Below are 17,656 nucleotides of genomic sequence, written 5' to 3' on the forward strand. Positions count from 1 at the left end.
ATGGTCCAATTGTCCGCACCGGTCACCTCCGAGGGGCAAGCCGACGCCGTGCGTGCCGCGCTATACCTCGACCTTGCAGAGCTGCATCTGGCGCAGATGATGCTGCCCGAAGCGTCGGGCTATCTGGCTGCCGTCGATACGGAGGGGCTGGATGCCCGATCGTTGGCGCGCCATCATAGCATCGCGACAACCTTGCACCTTTTGGGTGCGACTGCGGAGTCTTTCCCTGCCATTGCGGCGTCCGAGGGGTGGACGCAAGGCGTTGCCCTCCGCACGGCAGCGCTGGCGCGGTCGGGTGATATGGATGCCGACCTTTTACCCCTGGCGGTTGCGGGGCTGTCTTCGCTTTCCGACCCTATCGCGGCGGCCATTTTACCCGATCTTCTCGAAGCGGCTCTGGCTGCCGATGATTGGGATGCCGCCAAGGCACTGGCATCCGATTTTTCAAGGCATCCCATGTTGCGGGATTCCGCCGCCTACCGCTTCCTTCTGGCGCGGGCATCGGAACAATCCGGAGACGTGCTGACGGCCTTCGATGGCTATGCCGAGGCTGCGCAGGGCGGTGATGTCTATGCCTACCGGGCGCGATTGGCGATCGTCGAGCTTGGCCGTCGCACCGAGACCCTCCCATTGGAGGATGCCGTCGCCTTGCTGAAAACAGCACGGTGGTCGTGGAGCGGCGATCGCTATGCCACCCAGGGCGCGGCGCTTCTGGCGCGCTATGCGGCGGAATTGGGCGATACGCAAGCGGCGCTCTGGGCACTGCAGCGCGTCATGACCACGGCCGACAGCCCGGAAGAAGCGGAACAGGCCAGGCAGCACGCGCTGTCAGTCATCAGCGATTTTTACCGGGCGGGTGCCGCGGGGGACATGCCGCTGGACGCCTTTATCGAGGGTCATGCCGCCATCATGTCGCACTGGGGGCTGGAGGAGGGTGTCATCGAAAGCGCCATTGCCCTGCCCGAATCGCTGTTTGGTGCGGGCATGACGGCAATTGCCGCGCGGGAATTTCGCGGCCTGCGGGCGATTGCCGAAAGCGCGGGAAGCATGGGCCAGTCTGTGCTCGATCCTGACGTCATCGACCGTCTGCGCCGGGACGAAGCGCAGGCCCTGCTGGCGGGCGGGCAGGCAGATGCGGCGGTCGACCTGCTGATCAGCTTCGGTGATCGCCCGGATGCCGACCCGCAGATGCAACGTCTGTTGATCCAAGCCCTCAGCAAGGCCGGACGATCGGATCAGATGACGCAACTCCGCGGTCTGGCGCTTGATATCGACACCCGCCGCGACCGTGCGGTCGGGCTTTATGAAAGCGGCAGATGGGATGCTGCAAAGCAAGCGCTGGACGATCTACGGGCGACCTATCCGGCGCAATTCACCTTCGCCGATGCGACACGTCTGACGCTGGCTGCCTATCAGGCCGGTGACATGGATACGGTCCGCCGGACGGCCGCGGCCTTTCCGACGCTGACCGATCTGCCGGCGTGGGAGGAGCTTGCAACGGGGTTGCTGGGGCCTGCGCCGGCTGCGGAAGGCCTGAGCACCGAGATGTTGCGCCTGAGCATGGCCAATGCGGATCGCGTTCTGGAAACCGTCAAAAGCGTCGGGACAGGTGAGGCCAGCGAGTGACATTTATGACGACTGAAGGATTTTTTATTCTTGCTTACTATCCTTGCGGCGCAGATCGTTAAGTATAGGTCAAGAATAACGCATGCAGATGGATGTAAGTCATGAGCATTACCAGCGCCCTGCAAACCGGGGTCAGTGGGTTGCAGGCCAACTCCTCCAAGGTCGAAAACATTTCGAGCAACATCGCCAACGCGAACACGGTTGGCTATCGCCGCACGTTTTCAGAGTTCGTCACGCAGAACACCAACAGCAAGCAGGCCGGCGTGCTGTCGACGACGCGGGCCGATGTGTCGTCGAACGGCGGGCTGGTCAGCACCGGACGCTCTACCGATCTGGCCGTGCAGGGTGATGGTTTCTTCGTCGTGTCGCGGAACGTGAACGATCCTGCCGAATCGAATTATTTCCTGACCCGAGCGGGGTCTTTCACGCCGGATCAGAACGGCAACCTGCGCAATGCCGCAGGCTATTTCCTGAGCGGCTTTCCGACGGATGCGGCCGGGGCGACCGGCCCGGTCAGCGGCAACGGCTTCGGCGATCTCAGCACGGTGAACATTTCGAGCTATCAGGCTGCCGGCTCTCCCAGCACGGTGATCGCCGCCGCGGGCAATATGCCCGCGCAGGAAACGGGTCTTGCGACGCCCGGTGCACCGTTCATTTCGACGATGCGCTACGTGAACCAGCTGGGCGGGTCGGAAAAGCTGAACCTGTCCTGGCAGCCGAGCGCGACGCCCAACCAATGGACAGTCAGTATCGCTGACGATGCCGGGACGAACTATGGCAGCGCCGCGGTCAACTACAACGACAGCGGCGCGAATGCCGGCAGCCCGGCCAGCTACGTCTCGAACGGGTTGCCGCTGGATCCGGCCACCGGCACCGTGAACCTGACGATCAATAATGGCGCGACGCCGCAGCAGATCAGTATCTCGCTGGGTGCGCCGGGCAGCTTCGACGGCATGACGCAATTCTCCGGCGACCAGACGCCCGCTACCTTTACCGACGATGGGACGGAAACCGGCAGCCTCGTGCGGGCCGAAATGAGCGACACGGGGGTCCTTTATGGTGTCTTCGACAACGGTCAACGTCGTGCGCTGTTCGAGATTCCGGTGGCCAATGTCACCAATCCGAACCAGATGCAGTCCGTCAATGGAAACGCCTACGTCGCCACGCTCGAGTCCGGATCGGTGACACTGAACAAGGCGATGTCGAATGGCGTCGGCAGCGTCGGCAGCGGTGTGCTGGAAGGGGCCAACGTCGATATCGCGCAAGAGCTGACCGATCTGATCCAGACGCAGCGTGCATATTCGTCGAACGCCAAGATCATCACGACCAGCGACGAGATGCTGGACGAAACCCTGCGTATCAAGCGCTGATCCGGATCGCTTGAATGAGCATTTCCTCGGCCTTCAACCTTGCCAGCAGCGGCCTGCGCGTCACCGAAGCGCGGGCCGATCTTGTCGCGAGCAATATCGCGAATGCCAGCACGGCCGGCTATACGCGGCGCGAGGGCACGCAGGTCAGTGGTGGCGGGCAGTCGGTCGATCTGCGCATGGTGCGACAGATCGACGACCGACTTGCGGCGATGTCGCGAGATGCAAGCGCCGCATTGGGGAAAGCCAGCGTCGGCGGCGAGGTGCTGCGCGGATATCTGTCGACGTTGGGTGACATTGCAGACGAGATTTCACCGGCGGCGCGGATGGCCACGTTTCAGGCGGGCCTTGATCTTCTGGCGAACAATCCGTCAAATCCGTCCGTTCAGGCGGATGTGCTGGCGCGTGCCGACATGCTGGTCCGCAGCCTGAACACGGCATCCAATGCACTTGAAGACAGTCGGACGCAGGCGGGGGCCAGTTTCGAGAGTGCCGCGGGCGAGGTGAATACCGCGCTGTCGGATATCGCGAACCTGAACGCACGACTGCTGGGGCAAACCGCCGGAACGTCTGGCTTCAGCAGTCTGATGGATGAAATGAACCAGCGTCTGGATGCACTCGGCAGCCAGATGGATTTCAAATCCCGGTGGGAGGCGAACGGGACGCTGAGCCTGTTCACTGCCGGTGGCACGGAACTTGTCAATGGGACCGATGCAGCCCGTCTGTCCGTCGATCGCCAAAGCGGCGCGATTATTGCGGACGGCACGGATCTGACGCCGGACAGGCCCGGGGTGAGGGGCATCACGGCAGGCCGCCTTGCGGGTCTTAGCCAGATGCTGTCGACGGTCATTCCGCAGATGAAGCTTCAGCAGGACGAACTGGCACGCGGACTGGTTGAGGGGTTTGAGGCGGCGGACAGCTCTCTCATGGCCGGGCAGCCGGGATTGTTCACCGATGCCGGCGCCGCCTTCGATCCGGCGCAACGCGATGGGCTGGCGGGTCGGCTTAGCATCAACGCGGCCGTACGGCCGGACGCGGGCGGCGCCCTGTGGCGGCTGCGGGACGGCATGTCCGCCGCAACGCCCGGCGATGCCGGTGCGACAGCGCAGATCAATGCCTTCATCACGGCCTTCGACACGGCACGCCCGATCGCAACGGACGCCGGTCTGGGCAGTTCGGCGCGATTGGGCGACATGGCCGCCAATATGGTCGGCGCGCAGCACACAATCCGCGTCATCGCCGATCGCGCGGCCGGGACGGCGGGTATCCGGCTTGCCGCCTTCGAAGACGGCCGCAGCACGGTGGAAGGCGTCAATATCGACACCGAACTGCAAAAGCTGCTGGAGATCGAACAGAGTTACGGCGCCAATTCGCAGGTGCTGAACAGTCTGTCGAACATGATCGACACCCTTTTGAATGCCGTGTGAGATGAACAGTGACTGAAATTTCGCGATCTGTGTCGACCGCGCTGCAGGGACTGCGGATGCGAGAGACGACAAGCCGACTTGCGGATCAGATCTCTGATGCGTCCAGGGAAGTGACGACCGGCCTCAAGGCGCAGCCGTTCGACGCGCTGGGCCACAAATCGGCGGATGCCATCGCCATACGCATGCAGATCCAGCGAAATGACGGGTTCATTGCGTCGAACACGCTGCTTGACGGCCGGTTTCTGGCGGTGGAAACCTCGCTGGGATCGATCCGGACGGCGGCGCAGGATGTGCTCGACCAGTCATTCGTGGCGTTGACAAGCACGGGATCGAAATCCCTGGCAGAGATCGCGCGTTCCGCGATCGATACCTTGATCGAACGCAGCGCGGTCAGCGATTCCTCTGGCTTTCTGATGAGCGGAACGCGCAGCGACGTTAGCCCCCTGCAAGGCTGGACCGAGGTCAATCCCGATACGGGCCTGTCGCCTGCCGGGATTGTCGAAGATGTCCTGAGCGGCCCGATGAATTCCCTGGCCGACGTGCAGTCGAAGATCGCCGCCCTTAAGGCCGTCTTTTCCGATAGCGACAGTACGAACCCCTCGCGCAATTTCGAGGCCAGTTTCTACAACGGTTCTCCGACCCGCGATGCGAACGGTCAGGTGAACCCGCCGCTGACGGTAAGGGTATCGACAACCGAAACGATGGCGCAGCCGGTACAGGCGAATGCCACCGCGATGCGCGATCTGATGCGCGGCCTTGCGATGGTCAGCGCAGTCGATGCGGGCCAGATCAGCGATCCGGACGCCCGTGCCGCCTGGATCGACGAGGCGCGCAACGCGATTGCGAACGGGATCAGCGGCACGACAGAGCTTGAAACCAACACCGGTGTCCTGCGGTCCCGGCTGTCGACCATAACGGAGACGCAGCAAAGCCGCGGCACGTTGCTGGCGAAGGAACAGTTGCTTCTGGAAGGCACGGACCAATATGACGCGGCCACCCGCCTGACCCAACTGCAGACCCAGCTTGAATCAAGCTACGCCGTGACGGCGCGACTCTCGCGTCTGTCCTTCCTGAATTACCTGTAGGCGGGGGTGCCCACGATGACCGCGCTGCTGAAATTTCTTCTGACCTTTTTGATCCTGGCCCTGGCCACACCCGCCATGGCGCAGGTACGGATCAAGGATATCGTGACTGTGGAAGGCGTCCGCTCGAACCAGCTTGTCGGCTACGGTCTGGTCGTGGGGCTGAACGGGACCGGCGATTCCCTGCGCAATGCGCCGTTCACGCAGCGCGCCATCGAGGGGATGCTGGAGCGCCTTGGCATCGGCAACCTGACGGAAGACCAGATGCGGACGGCCAATACCGCCGCGGTCATGGTGACCGCCGATCTGCCGCCTTTCGCACGTGCAGGCTCCACGATCGACGTCGTCGTGTCTTCTCTCGGCGATGCCTCGTCCCTGCGCGGCGGTACGTTGATCGTGACACCGCTGTCCGCCGCAGATGGAGAGATCTATGCCGTGGCGCAGGGCCCGATCGCCGTGGCGGGTTATGCTGCGCAGGGTCTCAACGCCTCTATCGTCGAGGGTGTCCCGACCGGGGCCCGTATCGAGAACGGTGCCATCGTCGAACGCGAAGTCGAATTTGCATTCAACGATCTTGATCGCGTCCTGCTGGCCTTGCGGAACCCCGATTTCGTCACCGCCAAGCGGGTCGAAAGCGCCATCAACGCTGAACTGCCGGGGGCCGCGACCGCGATGGACCCGCGGACCATCGCGATCGAGTTGAGCGGCAAGGTCTCGATGATGGAGATGATGGCCTATATCGAGCCGATCATCGTCGAGCCCGATCAGGTGGCCAAGGTCATCATCGATGCACGCAGCGGCACCATCGTGATCGGCGCGAATGTCCGCATCGACCGCGTCGCGGTCAGTCAGGGCGGGCTGACCGTCACGGTGCGTGACGACTTCAACGTCAGCCAGCCGGAGACGCTGTCGATCGGCGGCACAACCGTCGTCGTTCCCAATTCGACCGTCGGCGTCGAAAAGCGTGACGCCAAATTTGCGGTGATCGACGGGTCCGTCAGCCTGCAAAGACTTGTCGATGGACTGAACGCCATCGGGGTCGGCGCGACAGAGACGATTTCGATCCTGCAGGCGATCAAGGCGGCCGGGGCCCTGCATGCCGATCTTGAGATCATCTAGGCGGAAGAAGAATGGATATATCCCCCCTGACACCGAAGGCGCTAGCCATCAAACCGGCCGCTGATGCGAACGGCGAGCAGGTCGCAGAATCGGCAAAGGATTTCGAGGCGATGTTCATGGGGCAGATGGTCGATGAAATGCTGTCGACCATCGACATCGGCAGCTTTGGCGGCGGGCATGCGGAAGAGACGTGGCGCAGCTTTCTGTCCAATGCCATCGGTCAAAGCATCGCTGATCAAAGCTCTACAGGCATTGCGAGACACATCTCCTCGGCGATGGAGCGTTACGGCACGGGACGGGATCTATGACCGATCGACGCAAGGTACTGACTGCCATCGACGCGCTGGGATCGGTCCTCCGGCAAGAAATCGCCGCGATTGAGAGCGGTGATTTCGACCGCGTGGTGACATTTTCTAGCGAAAAGGCACGTCTTGGCGCGCTGTTGGAAAAACAGCTGCAGGATGATCCGGATGCGGTCGGCAAGGAGGTCCTGCGGGGCCTGAAGGATCTGATCGTACGGGGCAGCGAGCAGCTGCAACAGGCCCAACTGGCGACTGCCGAAATCATTCAGGAGGTCACCCACACGCGCAGACGGCACAGCGCTGCAGGGCTGTACGGTCCGACCGGCGCAAAGCGTGACAATTCTGCAATAGGCCACACAATGGTCGACAAGAACTTCTAAATTGCCTCAATTTTGTCTGAAACTTAATTGATGGTTCGAACAGGCGGTAGAAATACTGCAGTCGTCAGAATGACGACATGATGTACTAAGAATAGTCTGGAATACACGATGTCTTCGATCCTTACCAACAACTCCGCAATGAACGCACTGCAGACGCTGCGGAGTGTGAATAACAACCTTGGTGAAACCCAGAATCGGATTTCGACCGGCATGAAGGTCAATTCCGCCAAGGACAACGCCGCCTATTTCGCCATCTCGGAAACGATGAAGGGCGACAGCGGCATGACGAAGTCGATCAACGAAAGCCTGACGCTGACCAAGAACTCGCTCGCCACCGCTCACGTCGGCGCCGATTCTTTCAAGGACCTGGCGCGCCAGTTTTCCGAGCGGGTTGCCTTTGCTCAAGGCGGCAATGGCAGCGTCGATGACGTCAAGAACGAGCTGGACGAAATCGTCAAGCAAATGAATGCCTCCATCAAGCAGGCGACCTTTAACGGTGACGACCTGATCGGGTCCGGCAACACGGTCGCAACCGCGTCAGCCATTGCTGCCGATGGCACGATCGGCACCGCGGCGGTTACGACCGAGGGGGCGCGTTCTTTGTCCGTCGTAACGGGTCTGACGCGTAGCGCATCTGGTGTTGCGGCCACCACGATGAAAGTGGACGGCGTCGATCTGACCCGGACCTATTCTGACTTCGAGGCAATCGCCACAGCCTTCAAGACCGGCTTCGACGCGGCCGCCGGTACGAGTGAAGCTGCTGGTCAGACCTACCTCGCAAACTCGCTGACGGCCGTTGAAAGTCTGCTTGACGAGGCGATCACATCCTCGACCACCTTGGGCGTCGGGATGAAGTCCGTTGAAAACCAGCAGGCGTTCCTGACCAAGCTGACGGACAACCTCGACAGCGGTGTCGGCGCGATGGTCGATGCCAACATGGAAGAGGAAGCGGCACGTCTGCAGGCGCTTCAGGTGCAGCAGCAGCTGGCGTCGCAGTCGCTGTCCATCGCAAACCAGTCCCCGCAGAACATCCTGAGCCTGTTCCGCTAAGCCAAGGCGAACCGCACAATGGCCCGGCCCCACTCAATCGGGGCCGGGTCACTGAAGGCAGGGACAAAATGGTTTTCTGCTTTCAGGAATTGAAGCTCTGAATGTTCTAGTTGGACCAACAGCGCGAATCGTGAATTGCGAAGTGTTGATCATGGCCTCCTTATCTGTCGAAGCGCAATTCATTGAACATTCAGCGCAACAGAGAAAAATTCAGGTCTTCGATTCCAATTTCAATTGCGGGCAATAGGGTTGTCAGGTCAGACTGGCCCCAAACATAAAAAGACAAGAAACGAGGCACATCGATGAGCTTAGCCGCCTACAAGAAGACGATCCGCGAAAGCGAGACGCCTCGGCAGATCGAGCGTCGCATACTTTCGCGCGTGACCTACGATCTGACCCGTACGGGAAAGGGCTTCGATGCCAGCGAGTCGAGCGAGGGCCGATTGTCGATCCTTGCCGCCGGCCTGCGCGACAGCCTTTATGAAAACCAGCGGTTCTGGGCGGCCCTGCGCTATGATCTTGCCGAACCCGGCAATGCGATGCCGGATACCCTGAAGGCATCGTTGATCTCCCTTGCGCTCTGGGTCGACCGCCAGACCTTTGCCTTGATGGCAGGGCAGGGACGTCTGTCGGCGCTGATCGACGTGAACGCAAACATCGCAGCCGGGCTGGCCGGTCAGGCCGCACCCGCCGTGCGGGAGGTGTGAGATGTTGAAATTGACACTCAAGCCACATGAACGTGTCGTCGTGAACGGTTGCGTCATTCGGAACGGGGATCGTCGTCAGGCGCTGACGGTCGAGAACCGTGCCGACATCGTGCGGGAGTCCGATCTGCTGAAAGCAGAGGCGCAGGCGACGCCGGTGTCCAAGGTCTATTTCCTGATGCAGACGGCCTTGATCCGGCCGGAAACGCGGGATCAGGCTGTGACGGCGATCCAGAAAGGTCTGGCCGATCTGGCCTGCTGCTTCGGGTCCGAGATGTGCAACCGCGTGATGTTCGCCGCCAATTACGTCAGCACCGGCGATTACTACAAGGCGATGAGCGAGATGCGCGTCGTCCTGCGTTATGAGGCCGAATTGTTGAAGATGCGCCCCGTGCACCGTGTCGCGCCGCCGCAGCAGCAGGCCATGGCGCAGGCATGATCTCTCTCGGGGGGCTTGGAACGCAGCTTGGCATCAAGTTGTTCGAGGCCACCCGCGACAAGCAGATCGATCTGGTGGCACGAGACGCGTTGAGTGCGCGCCAGATCGCCGCATTCAGCGAGCGGATCGGTTCGATCGGGTCCGCAAAGGAACTGATCGCGGACACGGAGGTCTATACCTTCGTGATGCGGGCTTTCGACCTCGAAGATCAGATTTTTGGCAAGGCACTGATCCGGAAGACGCTGGAAAGCGATATTAGCGACAGCGGGGCCTTGGTGAACCGGCTGACGGATCAAAACATCAAGACGATGTACAAGACCCTGGGCTTCGCGCCGGGCGGCGGGGGGAGTGCGAACCTTGCCGATCCCGACTGGCAGGCGAACATGATTGACCGGTTCAAGGAACGCATCGTTCTGAACAATGCAGCCGAGGATAACGAGGGCGCGGGTCTGGCCCTTGATTTCAAGGCCAAGGCCTCCGGGATCAATAGCTGGTTCGACGTGTTGAAGGACAGGGATCTTGGCAAGTTCATGCGCCGCGCGCTTGGCGTGCCAGATGCCGTCATCGGCGTCGATATCGATCGGCAGGCCGAGATCTTTGCACAGAAGTTCGACATCGCGAAGTTCAAGGACCCGGCGGAAGTCGACAAGCTCATTTCCCGATTCGCGGCAGTTTACGATGTGATCGAGGGGGTCGGCCCGCAGCAAAGCAGCCCGGCATTGACCTTGATGCAGGGTGCCGTGGCGGCGGGACAGGGTGGCAGCTACGCCATCGTCACGATCGATATCCCGTCCATCGCGCGCACGGGATACAACGCCTATCGCTGACCGCGCAGGCCCCTAGAACAGCTCGTCATCCTCTTCGTCCGAGTTGGACGGCAGTTCGATGATGCCTTCGTCCGCCAAGCTTTTGGCATAGTCCACCATCGCGGCCTGAGCCGTGCGCACGTCGCGGCCACGCACGAGGCCGGTCGCTTCCATCTCGTCCATCAACATTTGGCGCGAGCGTTGCGGCAGGCAGGCCATCAGATGATCGCGCAGATCCTTTTGCGCACCGCGCATCGCAAGTGGCAGGGTATTGCCGTCGAGGCCGCGCATGACCTGCGCCAGATCCTGCATGTTCAGCTTGATCAGATCCTCGAAAACGAACATCCGCTGCTTGATCGACTGAAAGGTTTCGGGAAGGCGGCGATCAAGGGCGATCGCCAGTTGTGCGAAGGCCTGCACATCCAGCTTGTTGAACAGGTCCGCCATGCGCTGATGCGTCTCGGCAGAGCTTTTGTGGACGGTATCGGACATGATGTCCTGTTTCAGCGTCTCTTCGATCTGCTGCATCATATGCATTGGAACCGCTTCCATCGCGATCATGCGTTCAGCGATATCCTGCATCCGTTCCGGACCCAGCAGCGGCAGGACCTTTGCCGCGACGCCGGTGTCGATGTTGTTCAGGATGGCCGCCGCGGTCTGATCGTGTTCGCCTTTCAGATAGTTCGCGATGACGGTCTCGTTCAATGCGCCGAGGTTGCGCCAGATCTCGGTCTCTCGGGTATTGCTGCGAACGTTCTTGATGATCGTCGCGACCTGATCGTCCGGCAGGAACTTGCGCAGCATCGACTCAGCGGCAGAGATCGATCCGACGACAGAACTCGACCCGCTGATGACCCCTTCGGTAAACTCGCTCAGGACATCTTCGACGATGCTGGCGGGAATTGGCCCCAGCCGGCTCATCGCCATGGTGACACGCTCGATTTCCGCACTGCTCAGCTTCTGCATGAGGGCAGAGCCGGCTTCCTCGCCTAGGCATAGGAAGGTAATGGCGGCCTTTGTCGGACCGCGCAGTTTCCTGACGGTGCCTGGCGCTTTGCGTCCTTCGGTCTGCGTGTCGGTGGACATCGGGCAATCCTTATCGATGAGGGACGTCAGCCGCCTGCCAGCGGCGCATAACTTTCAATGAGCGATCCGGCCAGCATGTACCAGCCGTCGATCAGGACAAAGAAGATGACCTTGAACGGAAGCGAAATCAGGACCGGCGGCAACATCATCATGCCGGCGCTCATGAGGACGGAGGCGACGATCAGGTCAATGGCGACAAACGGCAGATAGATCAGAAAACCGATCGTGAAGGCGCGTCGCAGCTCCGAGATCATGAAGGCGGGGACAAGGACGCGGAACGATGCTTCCGACGCAACCTCCGGCAGGACCGGTTCCGTGTCGTCGCCCGCGGCGATGTTCTGGAACAAGGCATAGTCCACGGGCCGCGTATTGACGAACATGAAAGCCTGAAATGGCTCTGCAATACGGGCGATGGCCTGTTCTTCGGCAAGGGTGTTTTCGAGAAGCGGCACGACGCCGCCGTCGTAGGCATCCTCGAAGACCGGTTGCATCACGAAAAAGGTCATGAACAGCGCAAGCGATGTCAGGACAATGTTGGGGGGTGTCTGGTTCAGGCCCAGTGCCGAACGCAACATCGACAGCACGATGACGAAGCGGGTGAAACTGGTCATCACGACCAGCAGTCCGGGCGCGATGCTCAGCACCGTGACCAGTGCGATGAACTGAATGATCCTGCCGGACAGGTTGGCGTTTTCGTCGCTTCCGGGATCGGCGTTGCCGATGGCGTCGGACAACGTGCTTAGAAACCCGCCATCCTGAGCGTGCGCCATGCCGACGCCGGCCAGCACGAGGGTGCCCGCCAGCAGCAAACGCATCGCCCATGCGAAGCGGGGCTTCAGCACGTCATTCAGGGACATAATCCTTGACGATCTGGGTCAGGGACACGCCAAGGCGATCCTCACCCACCTTGACGAGATCGCCGCGCGCCACCAGACGGCCGCTGACCATCAGATCGACGGGTGCACCGATCTTGCGGTTCAACTCTACGATCGATCCGCGGGTCAGTTCCAGCAGGCGGGAAATCGGCATCCGCGCCTGACCGAGGACGACCTGCACGTCCAAACGAACGTTCAGCATCGCATTCATGCCGGCGCTGCCTTCTTCAGGCAGGGCCGTCAGCGCGTTTTCGATGTCGTCGGCGTCGAGATGAGGGAATACCGCGCTTTCGCCTGCAAGGGGCGCTTCGCTTTCCTGTGGTGCCGATGTCGTCGCGTCCGCATCGGTCTGCGCGCCGGTCTCGGCATCTTTCCGGTCAAGCTTTTGCATGTCAGTCATTCCTGGTCTGAGCTTCTACTGCTCTCTTGTGGGTTTCGCGCAATTCGGTCAGCAGGCGGTCACAGATCTTGCGGAACCCGTAGTCGAGGCTGCCATGGTCCCATGTCATCCGGGCATCGCCATCGGCAAGGTCAGGGTCCGCCTTCAGGTCCAGCGCGTTGGCGCACCTGTAGTAGCTCGCCCGTGCCTGCAGTTCCGGTCCGACTTCGGCGAGCGTCGCAGGCGAAAGTCGGACCTGTATACGGGTGGAACCGATGGCCATCTTCAGCGACTGCAGCGCCATCTTCCTGACCCGCGCGACCGACATGGTTTCGATCAGTTCCGGAAAGACGATCTCGCAGGTCTGGAGCGTGAAGCCGACGATTTGCCCGACCAGGGCCTCTTGCTGGGCGGCGGATGTGGCGGCCAGATCGGCCAGTTGCCGGGCAAGATTGTCCCAGATCTCTGCCTGCGTCGCCTGGGTGGTCCGCAGCATTTCGTTGCGACCGTCTTCGGCGCCTGCCAGATAGCCGCTGATCCGGCCTTCTTCCCTGGCTTTTGCGACAAGTTTCGCGACATCCTCGCGGGAGGGCTGATCCGGGTCGTGGGAGGATGTCGAGCCGTTGTCGTCGAAATTGCGAAGCTTCAAGGCAGAGATCATCTGACATCCTTTTCTGCAAGCCATTGACCCAGCACCCGGAGGGCGGCATCGGAATCCTCTTGCGCCAGAACGACGGCAGTCTTGATCTGGCTTTGACGCACCGTCCCGTCGACAGAGGCAAGCTGAACCATCTCATGCGATCCATCCTGCCCTGCCACGACGAGCTCGCGCGACATGCTGGCCTGCGGCGCGGGCAACCGGTCCTGTGCACCGCTCGCGCCGATGGCGCGTGGCGCGCTGCCCGTGGGGCCGGCCAGCATGGATGCGTCGCCGCCTGCACCGGCCAAGGCTGGCGTGGGAGAGGTCGCGTCGAGGATCAGACGCAGTGGTCTGGCGCCGAACAGCATGACGATCGCGATGAAGGCGAGCGCGAACAGGGCGCGCAGGATTGCCATGGCGTTGTCGGCAAGGATCGTGCCCAGACCACGCCCGGGGAAACTGCTGAAGTCGGTTTCGTAATTCAGGAATTCGAGGCTGTCGACCTGCACCTGATCGCCACGGCTTTCGTCAAAACCCACGGCGGTCGTGACGAGCCGTGTCAGGGTCGCCATTTCCTCGGGCGATCGTTCGATATACCCCTGCGATCCATCGGGCAGGGTCCCGTAGCTTCCATTCACGAGGACCGCTACGGACACGCGTTCGATATCGCCGGGTTCGCGGGTCAGCTCGCTTTCGACCGAGCCGATCTCGTAGTTCACGATCTCGTCGTTCTCGTTTCGCGTCGACTGGCCGCCACCCGCTGCGTTTGCATCGCGCAGTTCGGCCGGAATGTTGTTGCCGACATCGACGGTGCCTGCGGCGTTTTCGGCTTCGCTGGAATTCCGCGCCCGTGTTTCGGTGGAACGGGCGACCTGCTGATCCGGATCGAAGCTTTGGGTCACCCGCCGTTCGCGTTCGGTCGTCAGATCGACGCTGACGCGCACCCGCGAATTGCCTGTCCCGACCCGGGCGTTCAGGATGGCTTCAACCTTCTGCGCCAGCTGTTCTTCGATCGCGCCACGCTGACTTTGCAAGGAGTAGTCTGATCCGCCCGCATTTTCCTTGGCAAGGATCGTCTCGCCCGTGGCGGAGAGGATCGTCACGTTCTGGGCGTCAAGGTCGGCCACCGCGGAAGCGACGAGCGCCTGGATGGACTGCGCCTGATCGCGCGACAGCGTCGTGTTCGCAGCGGTGCGCACGATGACGGAGGCGCTTGCCTGAGACCGCTCTCTCGAGAATGCGGCGCGTTCCGGCAGAACGAGGTGCACGCGCGCGGCCTTGATGCCGTTGATCGTCTGGATGGACCGGGTCAGTTCGCCTTCGAGCGCGCGCAGCCGGTTCACGTTCTGCATGAAGGTGTTCATGCCCATGCCGGACATGTTGTCGAAGATCTCCCAACCCGGCACGCCTTCGCCCGGCAGACCCGCGTCGGCCAGCGCCATCCGGGCGCGCGCGATATCGTCTTCGGCAACCGAGATCGTGTCGCCGTTACGCGACAGATCGACCGTCAGCCCTGCCTGTTCCAGCGATTGCATCATCTGCGATGCGGTGCCGGGGGACAGCTGGCTGTAAAGCGGCACATAGGTCGGCGCGAAGATCGTGCGCATCCCGATCATGACCACAGCGATGACGGCAATGCCGACGCCGCCCAGCACGGCCAGACGTTGCGGACCCAGGCCTTTCAGGTTGTCGATAATCTGACGCACGCACCCTCGCATCGCTGTTTTGAGCCGAAGTTCCCGCGTCGCGGCGTAAATTGCAAGCATATTCAATTTTATGCTTGTCATCGGACGCAATTATTCATGTTACTGTTGCAGTATGGTCCGCTTTTAAATTTGTTTGTTCTTGGTGGTAGCGATGCTCAGCGGTTGTTATTAAAGCTTAGCTTATGAAAAAGGTCTTGGTAATCCTTGCTGTCGGTCTTCTATGCGGTCTTGCCGGTATCGCCGGGGCAACGCTTGCCGTCGGGACGGACGCAATGATGCATTTTGCCGGTCTGGGTCCGGATGCGGGGGCGGCTGACTCTGCCGCCGATGAAGGTGACAATGGGGAAGCGCCCGCGCACGGCGAAGACGCCAGCGGTCCGGTCGAGGCCGCCGCTGATGTGGGGCAGATGCCGGTCATGCCCTTTCCGGAACTGATCGTTAACGTGACGGAAACCGGCGCAAACGGGCGCCAAACCAGTCGTTTCCTGAAGCTAAACATGCTGCTGGTGTTCGACGACACGCAGGACGGTGCGGACCGTCTGGTCAGCCGCGAAATATACCTGCGCGATACGTTTCAGGATTTCCTGCGCCAGCTGGAGGTTGCCGACATCCGCGGCAGCCAGGGGCTCGCCATGATCAAGACCGAACTGCTGCGCCGTGCCCGCGCCGTCGGCCATACGGATGCCCCTGTCGAAATCCTGATCGCGGACATGGTGGTGCAATGAACGAGGCAAGGAACATCGCGGCGGAATCGCTGGAGGAGGCAATGATCCGCCACGCGCGCGAAAACTTCGAGCGGTTGCCGACGCTTGAAATCATCGTCGATCGCTTCCTGCTTGCGCTCGTGCCCCAGATGAAGGCATATTGCACCATCGCGCCGGAAATCGAGCTGGCCGCGCTGGACTACCTTCCTTACGAGGATGCGATGGAAGCGGTCCTGTCGCCGTCGCTGATCGCCGTCGCGGCGGCCGATCCCTGGGACAGCCAGCTGGCCTGCGTAATCGAACCGGACCTGCTGTTTTCCGTCCTCGAGATCATGCTGGGAGGGCGGCGTGCAACCTCTCGCAGCTGGACACCCCGTAACCTGACGGCGATTGAGCAGAAGTTGGGACGGCAGCTTGCCGACCTCTGCCTGACGACGCTTGCGACCAGCTTTTCCGACATCATTCCCGTGCGCTTCGAGACCCAGACGCTTGAATCGAACCCCCGGTCGATCTTGTTGGCAGCGCCGCGCACGGCGACGCTTCGGATCAGGCTGAAACTGCAGTTCGAGGATCGCAGCGGCCATATCACCCTCGTCCTGCCCTATGGCACGCTGGACGATGTCAGTGCCAAGCTGGGTCAACCGTTCCTTGGGGGTCGGCTTGGGGGCGACAGCGGTTCGCGCAGCGACATGAATGCGCAGATTTCGGGGACGAATGTCACGGTGACCGGTATGATGCAGGAAATTTCGCTTCCCCTGCACGAAGTGCTGAACTGGTCCGTGGGCGATGTGATCGACCTTGGGATGACGATCGACACGCCGGTCTTTGGCATGGTCAACGCACAGCCGATGTTCCATGCCTCCTTCGGGCAGCGGAACAACGGCGCCTTGGCGCTGCGCGTCATTCGATCACTGCTGCCGAAGGCGGAATTGAAGGAAGGGCAGGATGACGTCGGCAGTGATTGATATCGTCATCATGGCCCTGCTGGTCGGGACGCTGACCTATGCCGTGGTTCTGGACCGTCGGATGCGCAAGCTGATGGCGACGCTGCGGGACATGGAACCCATGGTCAGCGCCTTTTCCAATGCCGTCGACCGGACGACCCGGTCGGTCGAAGATATGCGCGATCTGAGCGAAGCGGCACGGCAGGCAGTGGCTGCCGCGCAAGTGGTTCCGCAAACGGTCCGCACTGCCGCCTCGGCGGAACTGACCCCGGCGCAGCAGCGCGCGGCCCGATTGCGCGCGAACGATCCCGTGCAATGGCAGACGCCGGTGCCGGGCAAATCCGACCTTGTCCGCACATTCTTCGACATCACCAAGGAGCGTAAAAAATGAGATTTCTTTCGCTTCCGAAGGTCATCGTCCTCGGCCTTGGTGTTGCGGGCATGATGAAGCTGTCGGTTGACCTGATGCCGATGGCCGCGATTGCGGAGGCCGCAACTGACAGCGAGGTACCAGCACCGGAAGTCGGTGCCGATCTGCCTATGACCGGACGACCCACCGGCGACATCATCGACAGCAATGTCTGCGAGCCAAGCCAGGTGATCGCCGACGCGATCGCCGAGGAACGCGCGCTGCTGATTTCGCAGCGGCAGGAGATCGCGGACGAACAGGCGCGCCTTGCGCTGGCAGAAGAAAGTCTGCGGGCCGAGCAGACACGCCTGTCCAAGACGCGGGACGAAATTGCCGCACAGCTGGGTGTCATTCAGGGCGCCAAAGACCAGGACATGGCGAAACTGGTCGAGCTTTATCGCAACATGAAACCGCAGGTTGCCGCCGGTATCATGGACGAAATCGACATCGAGACGGCGGTCGAGGTGATCGGGGCCATGGCAGAGCGTGACGCCGCGCAGATCATGGGATCGTTCAGTCTGGTCCGGGCGCGGCTGATCACGAAGATCCTTCTCGAACGATCCAAGCTGCCCGCGGACCGCAACCTCGAAGGGCTGCGTCTGCGTTAGGCG

General features: G+C 61.5%; 20 protein-coding genes. 15 read left to right on the plus strand and 5 right to left on the minus strand.

Features of this window, described 5'->3' with window-relative positions; all coding sequences use genetic code 11:
• From BUA54_RS14070 to BUA54_RS14120, 11 genes are all read left to right on the plus strand, one after another.
• Positions 1 to 1,626, plus strand: coding sequence for a hypothetical protein (locus tag BUA54_RS14070; RefSeq protein ID WP_143155436.1), 1,626 nt, complete (start codon positions 1 to 3; stop codon positions 1,624 to 1,626).
• Between the two features lie 101 nt (positions 1,627 to 1,727).
• Positions 1,728 to 2,996: a flagellar hook protein FlgE gene (locus BUA54_RS14075; RefSeq protein WP_072857900.1), complete on the plus strand. Its 1,269-nt coding sequence runs from the start codon at positions 1,728 to 1,730 to the stop codon at positions 2,994 to 2,996.
• Positions 2,997 to 3,010: 14 nt separating this feature from the next.
• Positions 3,011 to 4,420, plus strand: coding sequence for a flagellar hook-associated protein FlgK (flgK, locus tag BUA54_RS14080; RefSeq protein WP_072857901.1), 1,410 nt, complete (start codon positions 3,011 to 3,013; stop codon positions 4,418 to 4,420).
• A 56-nt stretch (positions 4,421 to 4,476) separates the two neighbouring features.
• On the plus strand, positions 4,477 to 5,505 hold the full coding sequence (locus tag BUA54_RS14085; RefSeq protein WP_143155437.1) for a flagellin: 1,029 nt from the start codon (positions 4,477 to 4,479) through the stop codon (positions 5,503 to 5,505).
• 15 nt (positions 5,506 to 5,520) lie between these two features.
• Positions 5,521 to 6,621: a flagellar basal body P-ring protein FlgI gene (locus tag BUA54_RS14090; protein WP_072857903.1), complete on the plus strand. Its 1,101-nt coding sequence runs from the start codon at positions 5,521 to 5,523 to the stop codon at positions 6,619 to 6,621.
• Positions 6,622 to 6,632: 11 nt separating this feature from the next.
• On the plus strand, positions 6,633 to 6,929 hold the full coding sequence (locus tag BUA54_RS14095; RefSeq protein WP_072857904.1) for a rod-binding protein: 297 nt from the start codon (positions 6,633 to 6,635) through the stop codon (positions 6,927 to 6,929).
• The gene (locus BUA54_RS14100; protein ID WP_072857905.1) at positions 6,926 to 7,303 is read left to right on the plus strand and encodes a hypothetical protein; all 378 of its coding nucleotides are present in this window, start codon (positions 6,926 to 6,928) and stop codon (positions 7,301 to 7,303) included. Before BUA54_RS14095 ends, BUA54_RS14100 begins: the two co-directional genes overlap by 4 nt.
• A 108-nt stretch (positions 7,304 to 7,411) precedes the next feature.
• Positions 7,412 to 8,353, plus strand: a complete 942-nt coding sequence (locus tag BUA54_RS14105; RefSeq protein WP_072857906.1) for a flagellin N-terminal helical domain-containing protein — start codon at positions 7,412 to 7,414, stop codon at positions 8,351 to 8,353.
• A 302-nt stretch (positions 8,354 to 8,655) separates the two neighbouring features.
• Positions 8,656 to 9,060 (plus strand): flagellar biosynthesis regulator FlaF, encoded by a 405-nt coding sequence (locus BUA54_RS14110; protein ID WP_072857907.1) that lies wholly within the window; start codon positions 8,656 to 8,658, stop codon positions 9,058 to 9,060.
• A gap of 1 nt (position 9,061) precedes the next feature.
• Positions 9,062 to 9,496: a flagellar biosynthesis repressor FlbT gene (locus BUA54_RS14115; RefSeq protein ID WP_072857908.1), complete on the plus strand. Its 435-nt coding sequence runs from the start codon at positions 9,062 to 9,064 to the stop codon at positions 9,494 to 9,496.
• Entirely contained in the window at positions 9,493 to 10,323 is an 831-nt protein-coding gene (locus BUA54_RS14120) for a DUF1217 domain-containing protein (protein ID WP_072857909.1), read from the plus strand. Before BUA54_RS14115 ends, BUA54_RS14120 begins: the two co-directional genes overlap by 4 nt.
• Before the next feature lie 12 nt (positions 10,324 to 10,335).
• Here BUA54_RS14120 and BUA54_RS14125 read toward each other — a convergent pair whose 3' ends face one another.
• Genes BUA54_RS14125 through fliF form a run of 5 tightly spaced genes read right to left on the minus strand, consistent with a single transcriptional unit; the run spans position 10,336 to position 14,988 of the window.
• A complete protein-coding gene (locus tag BUA54_RS14125; RefSeq protein WP_072857910.1) occupies positions 10,336 to 11,388 on the minus strand; it encodes a flagellar motor switch protein FliG in 1,053 nt (350 codons plus the stop codon).
• Positions 11,389 to 11,414: 26 nt separating this feature from the next.
• Entirely contained in the window at positions 11,415 to 12,245 is an 831-nt protein-coding gene (gene fliP / locus BUA54_RS14130) for a flagellar type III secretion system pore protein FliP (protein WP_072857911.1), read from the minus strand.
• Positions 12,232 to 12,654 (minus strand): FliM/FliN family flagellar motor switch protein, encoded by a 423-nt coding sequence (locus BUA54_RS14135; RefSeq protein WP_084114423.1) that lies wholly within the window; start codon positions 12,652 to 12,654, stop codon positions 12,232 to 12,234. The genes fliP and BUA54_RS14135 overlap by 14 nt, the downstream gene beginning before the upstream one ends.
• A gap of 1 nt (position 12,655) precedes the next feature.
• Entirely contained in the window at positions 12,656 to 13,303 is a 648-nt protein-coding gene (locus BUA54_RS14140) for a FliH/SctL family protein (RefSeq protein WP_072857912.1), read from the minus strand.
• A complete protein-coding gene (gene fliF / locus BUA54_RS14145) occupies positions 13,300 to 14,988 on the minus strand; it encodes a flagellar basal-body MS-ring/collar protein FliF (protein ID WP_072858043.1) in 1,689 nt (562 codons plus the stop codon). Before fliF ends, BUA54_RS14140 begins: the two co-directional genes overlap by 4 nt.
• A gap of 272 nt (positions 14,989 to 15,260) precedes the next feature.
• Between fliF and BUA54_RS14150 the strand changes: the two genes are divergently transcribed.
• From BUA54_RS14150 to BUA54_RS14165, 4 genes are read left to right on the plus strand one after another with little or no spacing between them, the layout of a single operon-like run.
• A complete protein-coding gene (locus BUA54_RS14150; protein WP_178352755.1) occupies positions 15,261 to 15,713 on the plus strand; it encodes a flagellar basal body-associated FliL family protein in 453 nt (150 codons plus the stop codon).
• The gene (locus tag BUA54_RS14155) at positions 15,710 to 16,657 is read left to right on the plus strand and encodes a flagellar motor switch protein FliM (protein WP_072857914.1); all 948 of its coding nucleotides are present in this window, start codon (positions 15,710 to 15,712) and stop codon (positions 16,655 to 16,657) included. The genes BUA54_RS14150 and BUA54_RS14155 overlap by 4 nt, the downstream gene beginning before the upstream one ends.
• The gene (locus tag BUA54_RS14160; RefSeq protein ID WP_072857915.1) at positions 16,638 to 17,027 is read left to right on the plus strand and encodes a hypothetical protein; all 390 of its coding nucleotides are present in this window, start codon (positions 16,638 to 16,640) and stop codon (positions 17,025 to 17,027) included. Before BUA54_RS14155 ends, BUA54_RS14160 begins: the two co-directional genes overlap by 20 nt.
• Entirely contained in the window at positions 17,024 to 17,653 is a 630-nt protein-coding gene (locus BUA54_RS14165) for a MotE family protein (protein ID WP_072857916.1), read from the plus strand. The genes BUA54_RS14160 and BUA54_RS14165 overlap by 4 nt, the downstream gene beginning before the upstream one ends.
• Positions 17,654 to 17,656: the final 3 nt, after the last annotated feature.

Origin of the sequence: Loktanella atrilutea, assembly GCF_900128995.1 — a bacterium.
Taxonomy (GTDB): Bacteria; Pseudomonadota; Alphaproteobacteria; order Rhodobacterales; family Rhodobacteraceae; genus Loktanella; species Loktanella atrilutea.

What these genes read in the sequence shown, in the direction of transcription:
- BUA54_RS14140 (WP_072857912.1), bottom strand. Translation starts at nt 13,303, where the DNA reads ATGATCTCTGCCTTGAAGCTTCGCAATTTCGACGACAACGGCTCGACA.
- flgK (WP_072857901.1), top strand. Translation starts at nt 3,011, where the DNA reads ATGAGCATTTCCTCGGCCTTCAACCTTGCCAGCAGCGGCCTGCGCGTC.
- BUA54_RS14160 (WP_072857915.1), top strand. Translation starts at nt 16,638, where the DNA reads ATGACGTCGGCAGTGATTGATATCGTCATCATGGCCCTGCTGGTCGGG.
- fliP (WP_072857911.1), bottom strand. Translation starts at nt 12,245, where the DNA reads ATGTCCCTGAATGACGTGCTGAAGCCCCGCTTCGCATGGGCGATGCGT.
- BUA54_RS14100 (WP_072857905.1), top strand. Translation starts at nt 6,926, where the DNA reads ATGACCGATCGACGCAAGGTACTGACTGCCATCGACGCGCTGGGATCG.
- BUA54_RS14105 (WP_072857906.1), top strand. Translation starts at nt 7,412, where the DNA reads ATGTCTTCGATCCTTACCAACAACTCCGCAATGAACGCACTGCAGACG.
- BUA54_RS14115 (WP_072857908.1), top strand. Translation starts at nt 9,062, where the DNA reads ATGTTGAAATTGACACTCAAGCCACATGAACGTGTCGTCGTGAACGGT.
- BUA54_RS14120 (WP_072857909.1), top strand. Translation starts at nt 9,493, where the DNA reads ATGATCTCTCTCGGGGGGCTTGGAACGCAGCTTGGCATCAAGTTGTTC.
- BUA54_RS14155 (WP_072857914.1), top strand. Translation starts at nt 15,710, where the DNA reads ATGAACGAGGCAAGGAACATCGCGGCGGAATCGCTGGAGGAGGCAATG.
- BUA54_RS14165 (WP_072857916.1), top strand. Translation starts at nt 17,024, where the DNA reads ATGAGATTTCTTTCGCTTCCGAAGGTCATCGTCCTCGGCCTTGGTGTT.
- BUA54_RS14125 (WP_072857910.1), bottom strand. Translation starts at nt 11,388, where the DNA reads ATGTCCACCGACACGCAGACCGAAGGACGCAAAGCGCCAGGCACCGTC.
- BUA54_RS14085 (WP_143155437.1), top strand. Translation starts at nt 4,477, where the DNA reads ATGCGAGAGACGACAAGCCGACTTGCGGATCAGATCTCTGATGCGTCC.
- BUA54_RS14090 (WP_072857903.1), top strand. Translation starts at nt 5,521, where the DNA reads ATGACCGCGCTGCTGAAATTTCTTCTGACCTTTTTGATCCTGGCCCTG.
- BUA54_RS14110 (WP_072857907.1), top strand. Translation starts at nt 8,656, where the DNA reads ATGAGCTTAGCCGCCTACAAGAAGACGATCCGCGAAAGCGAGACGCCT.
- BUA54_RS14075 (WP_072857900.1), top strand. Translation starts at nt 1,728, where the DNA reads ATGAGCATTACCAGCGCCCTGCAAACCGGGGTCAGTGGGTTGCAGGCC.
- BUA54_RS14070 (WP_143155436.1), top strand. Translation starts at nt 1, where the DNA reads ATGGTCCAATTGTCCGCACCGGTCACCTCCGAGGGGCAAGCCGACGCC.
- BUA54_RS14095 (WP_072857904.1), top strand. Translation starts at nt 6,633, where the DNA reads ATGGATATATCCCCCCTGACACCGAAGGCGCTAGCCATCAAACCGGCC.
- BUA54_RS14150 (WP_178352755.1), top strand. Translation starts at nt 15,261, where the DNA reads ATGATGCATTTTGCCGGTCTGGGTCCGGATGCGGGGGCGGCTGACTCT.
- BUA54_RS14135 (WP_084114423.1), bottom strand. Translation starts at nt 12,654, where the DNA reads ATGCAAAAGCTTGACCGGAAAGATGCCGAGACCGGCGCGCAGACCGAT.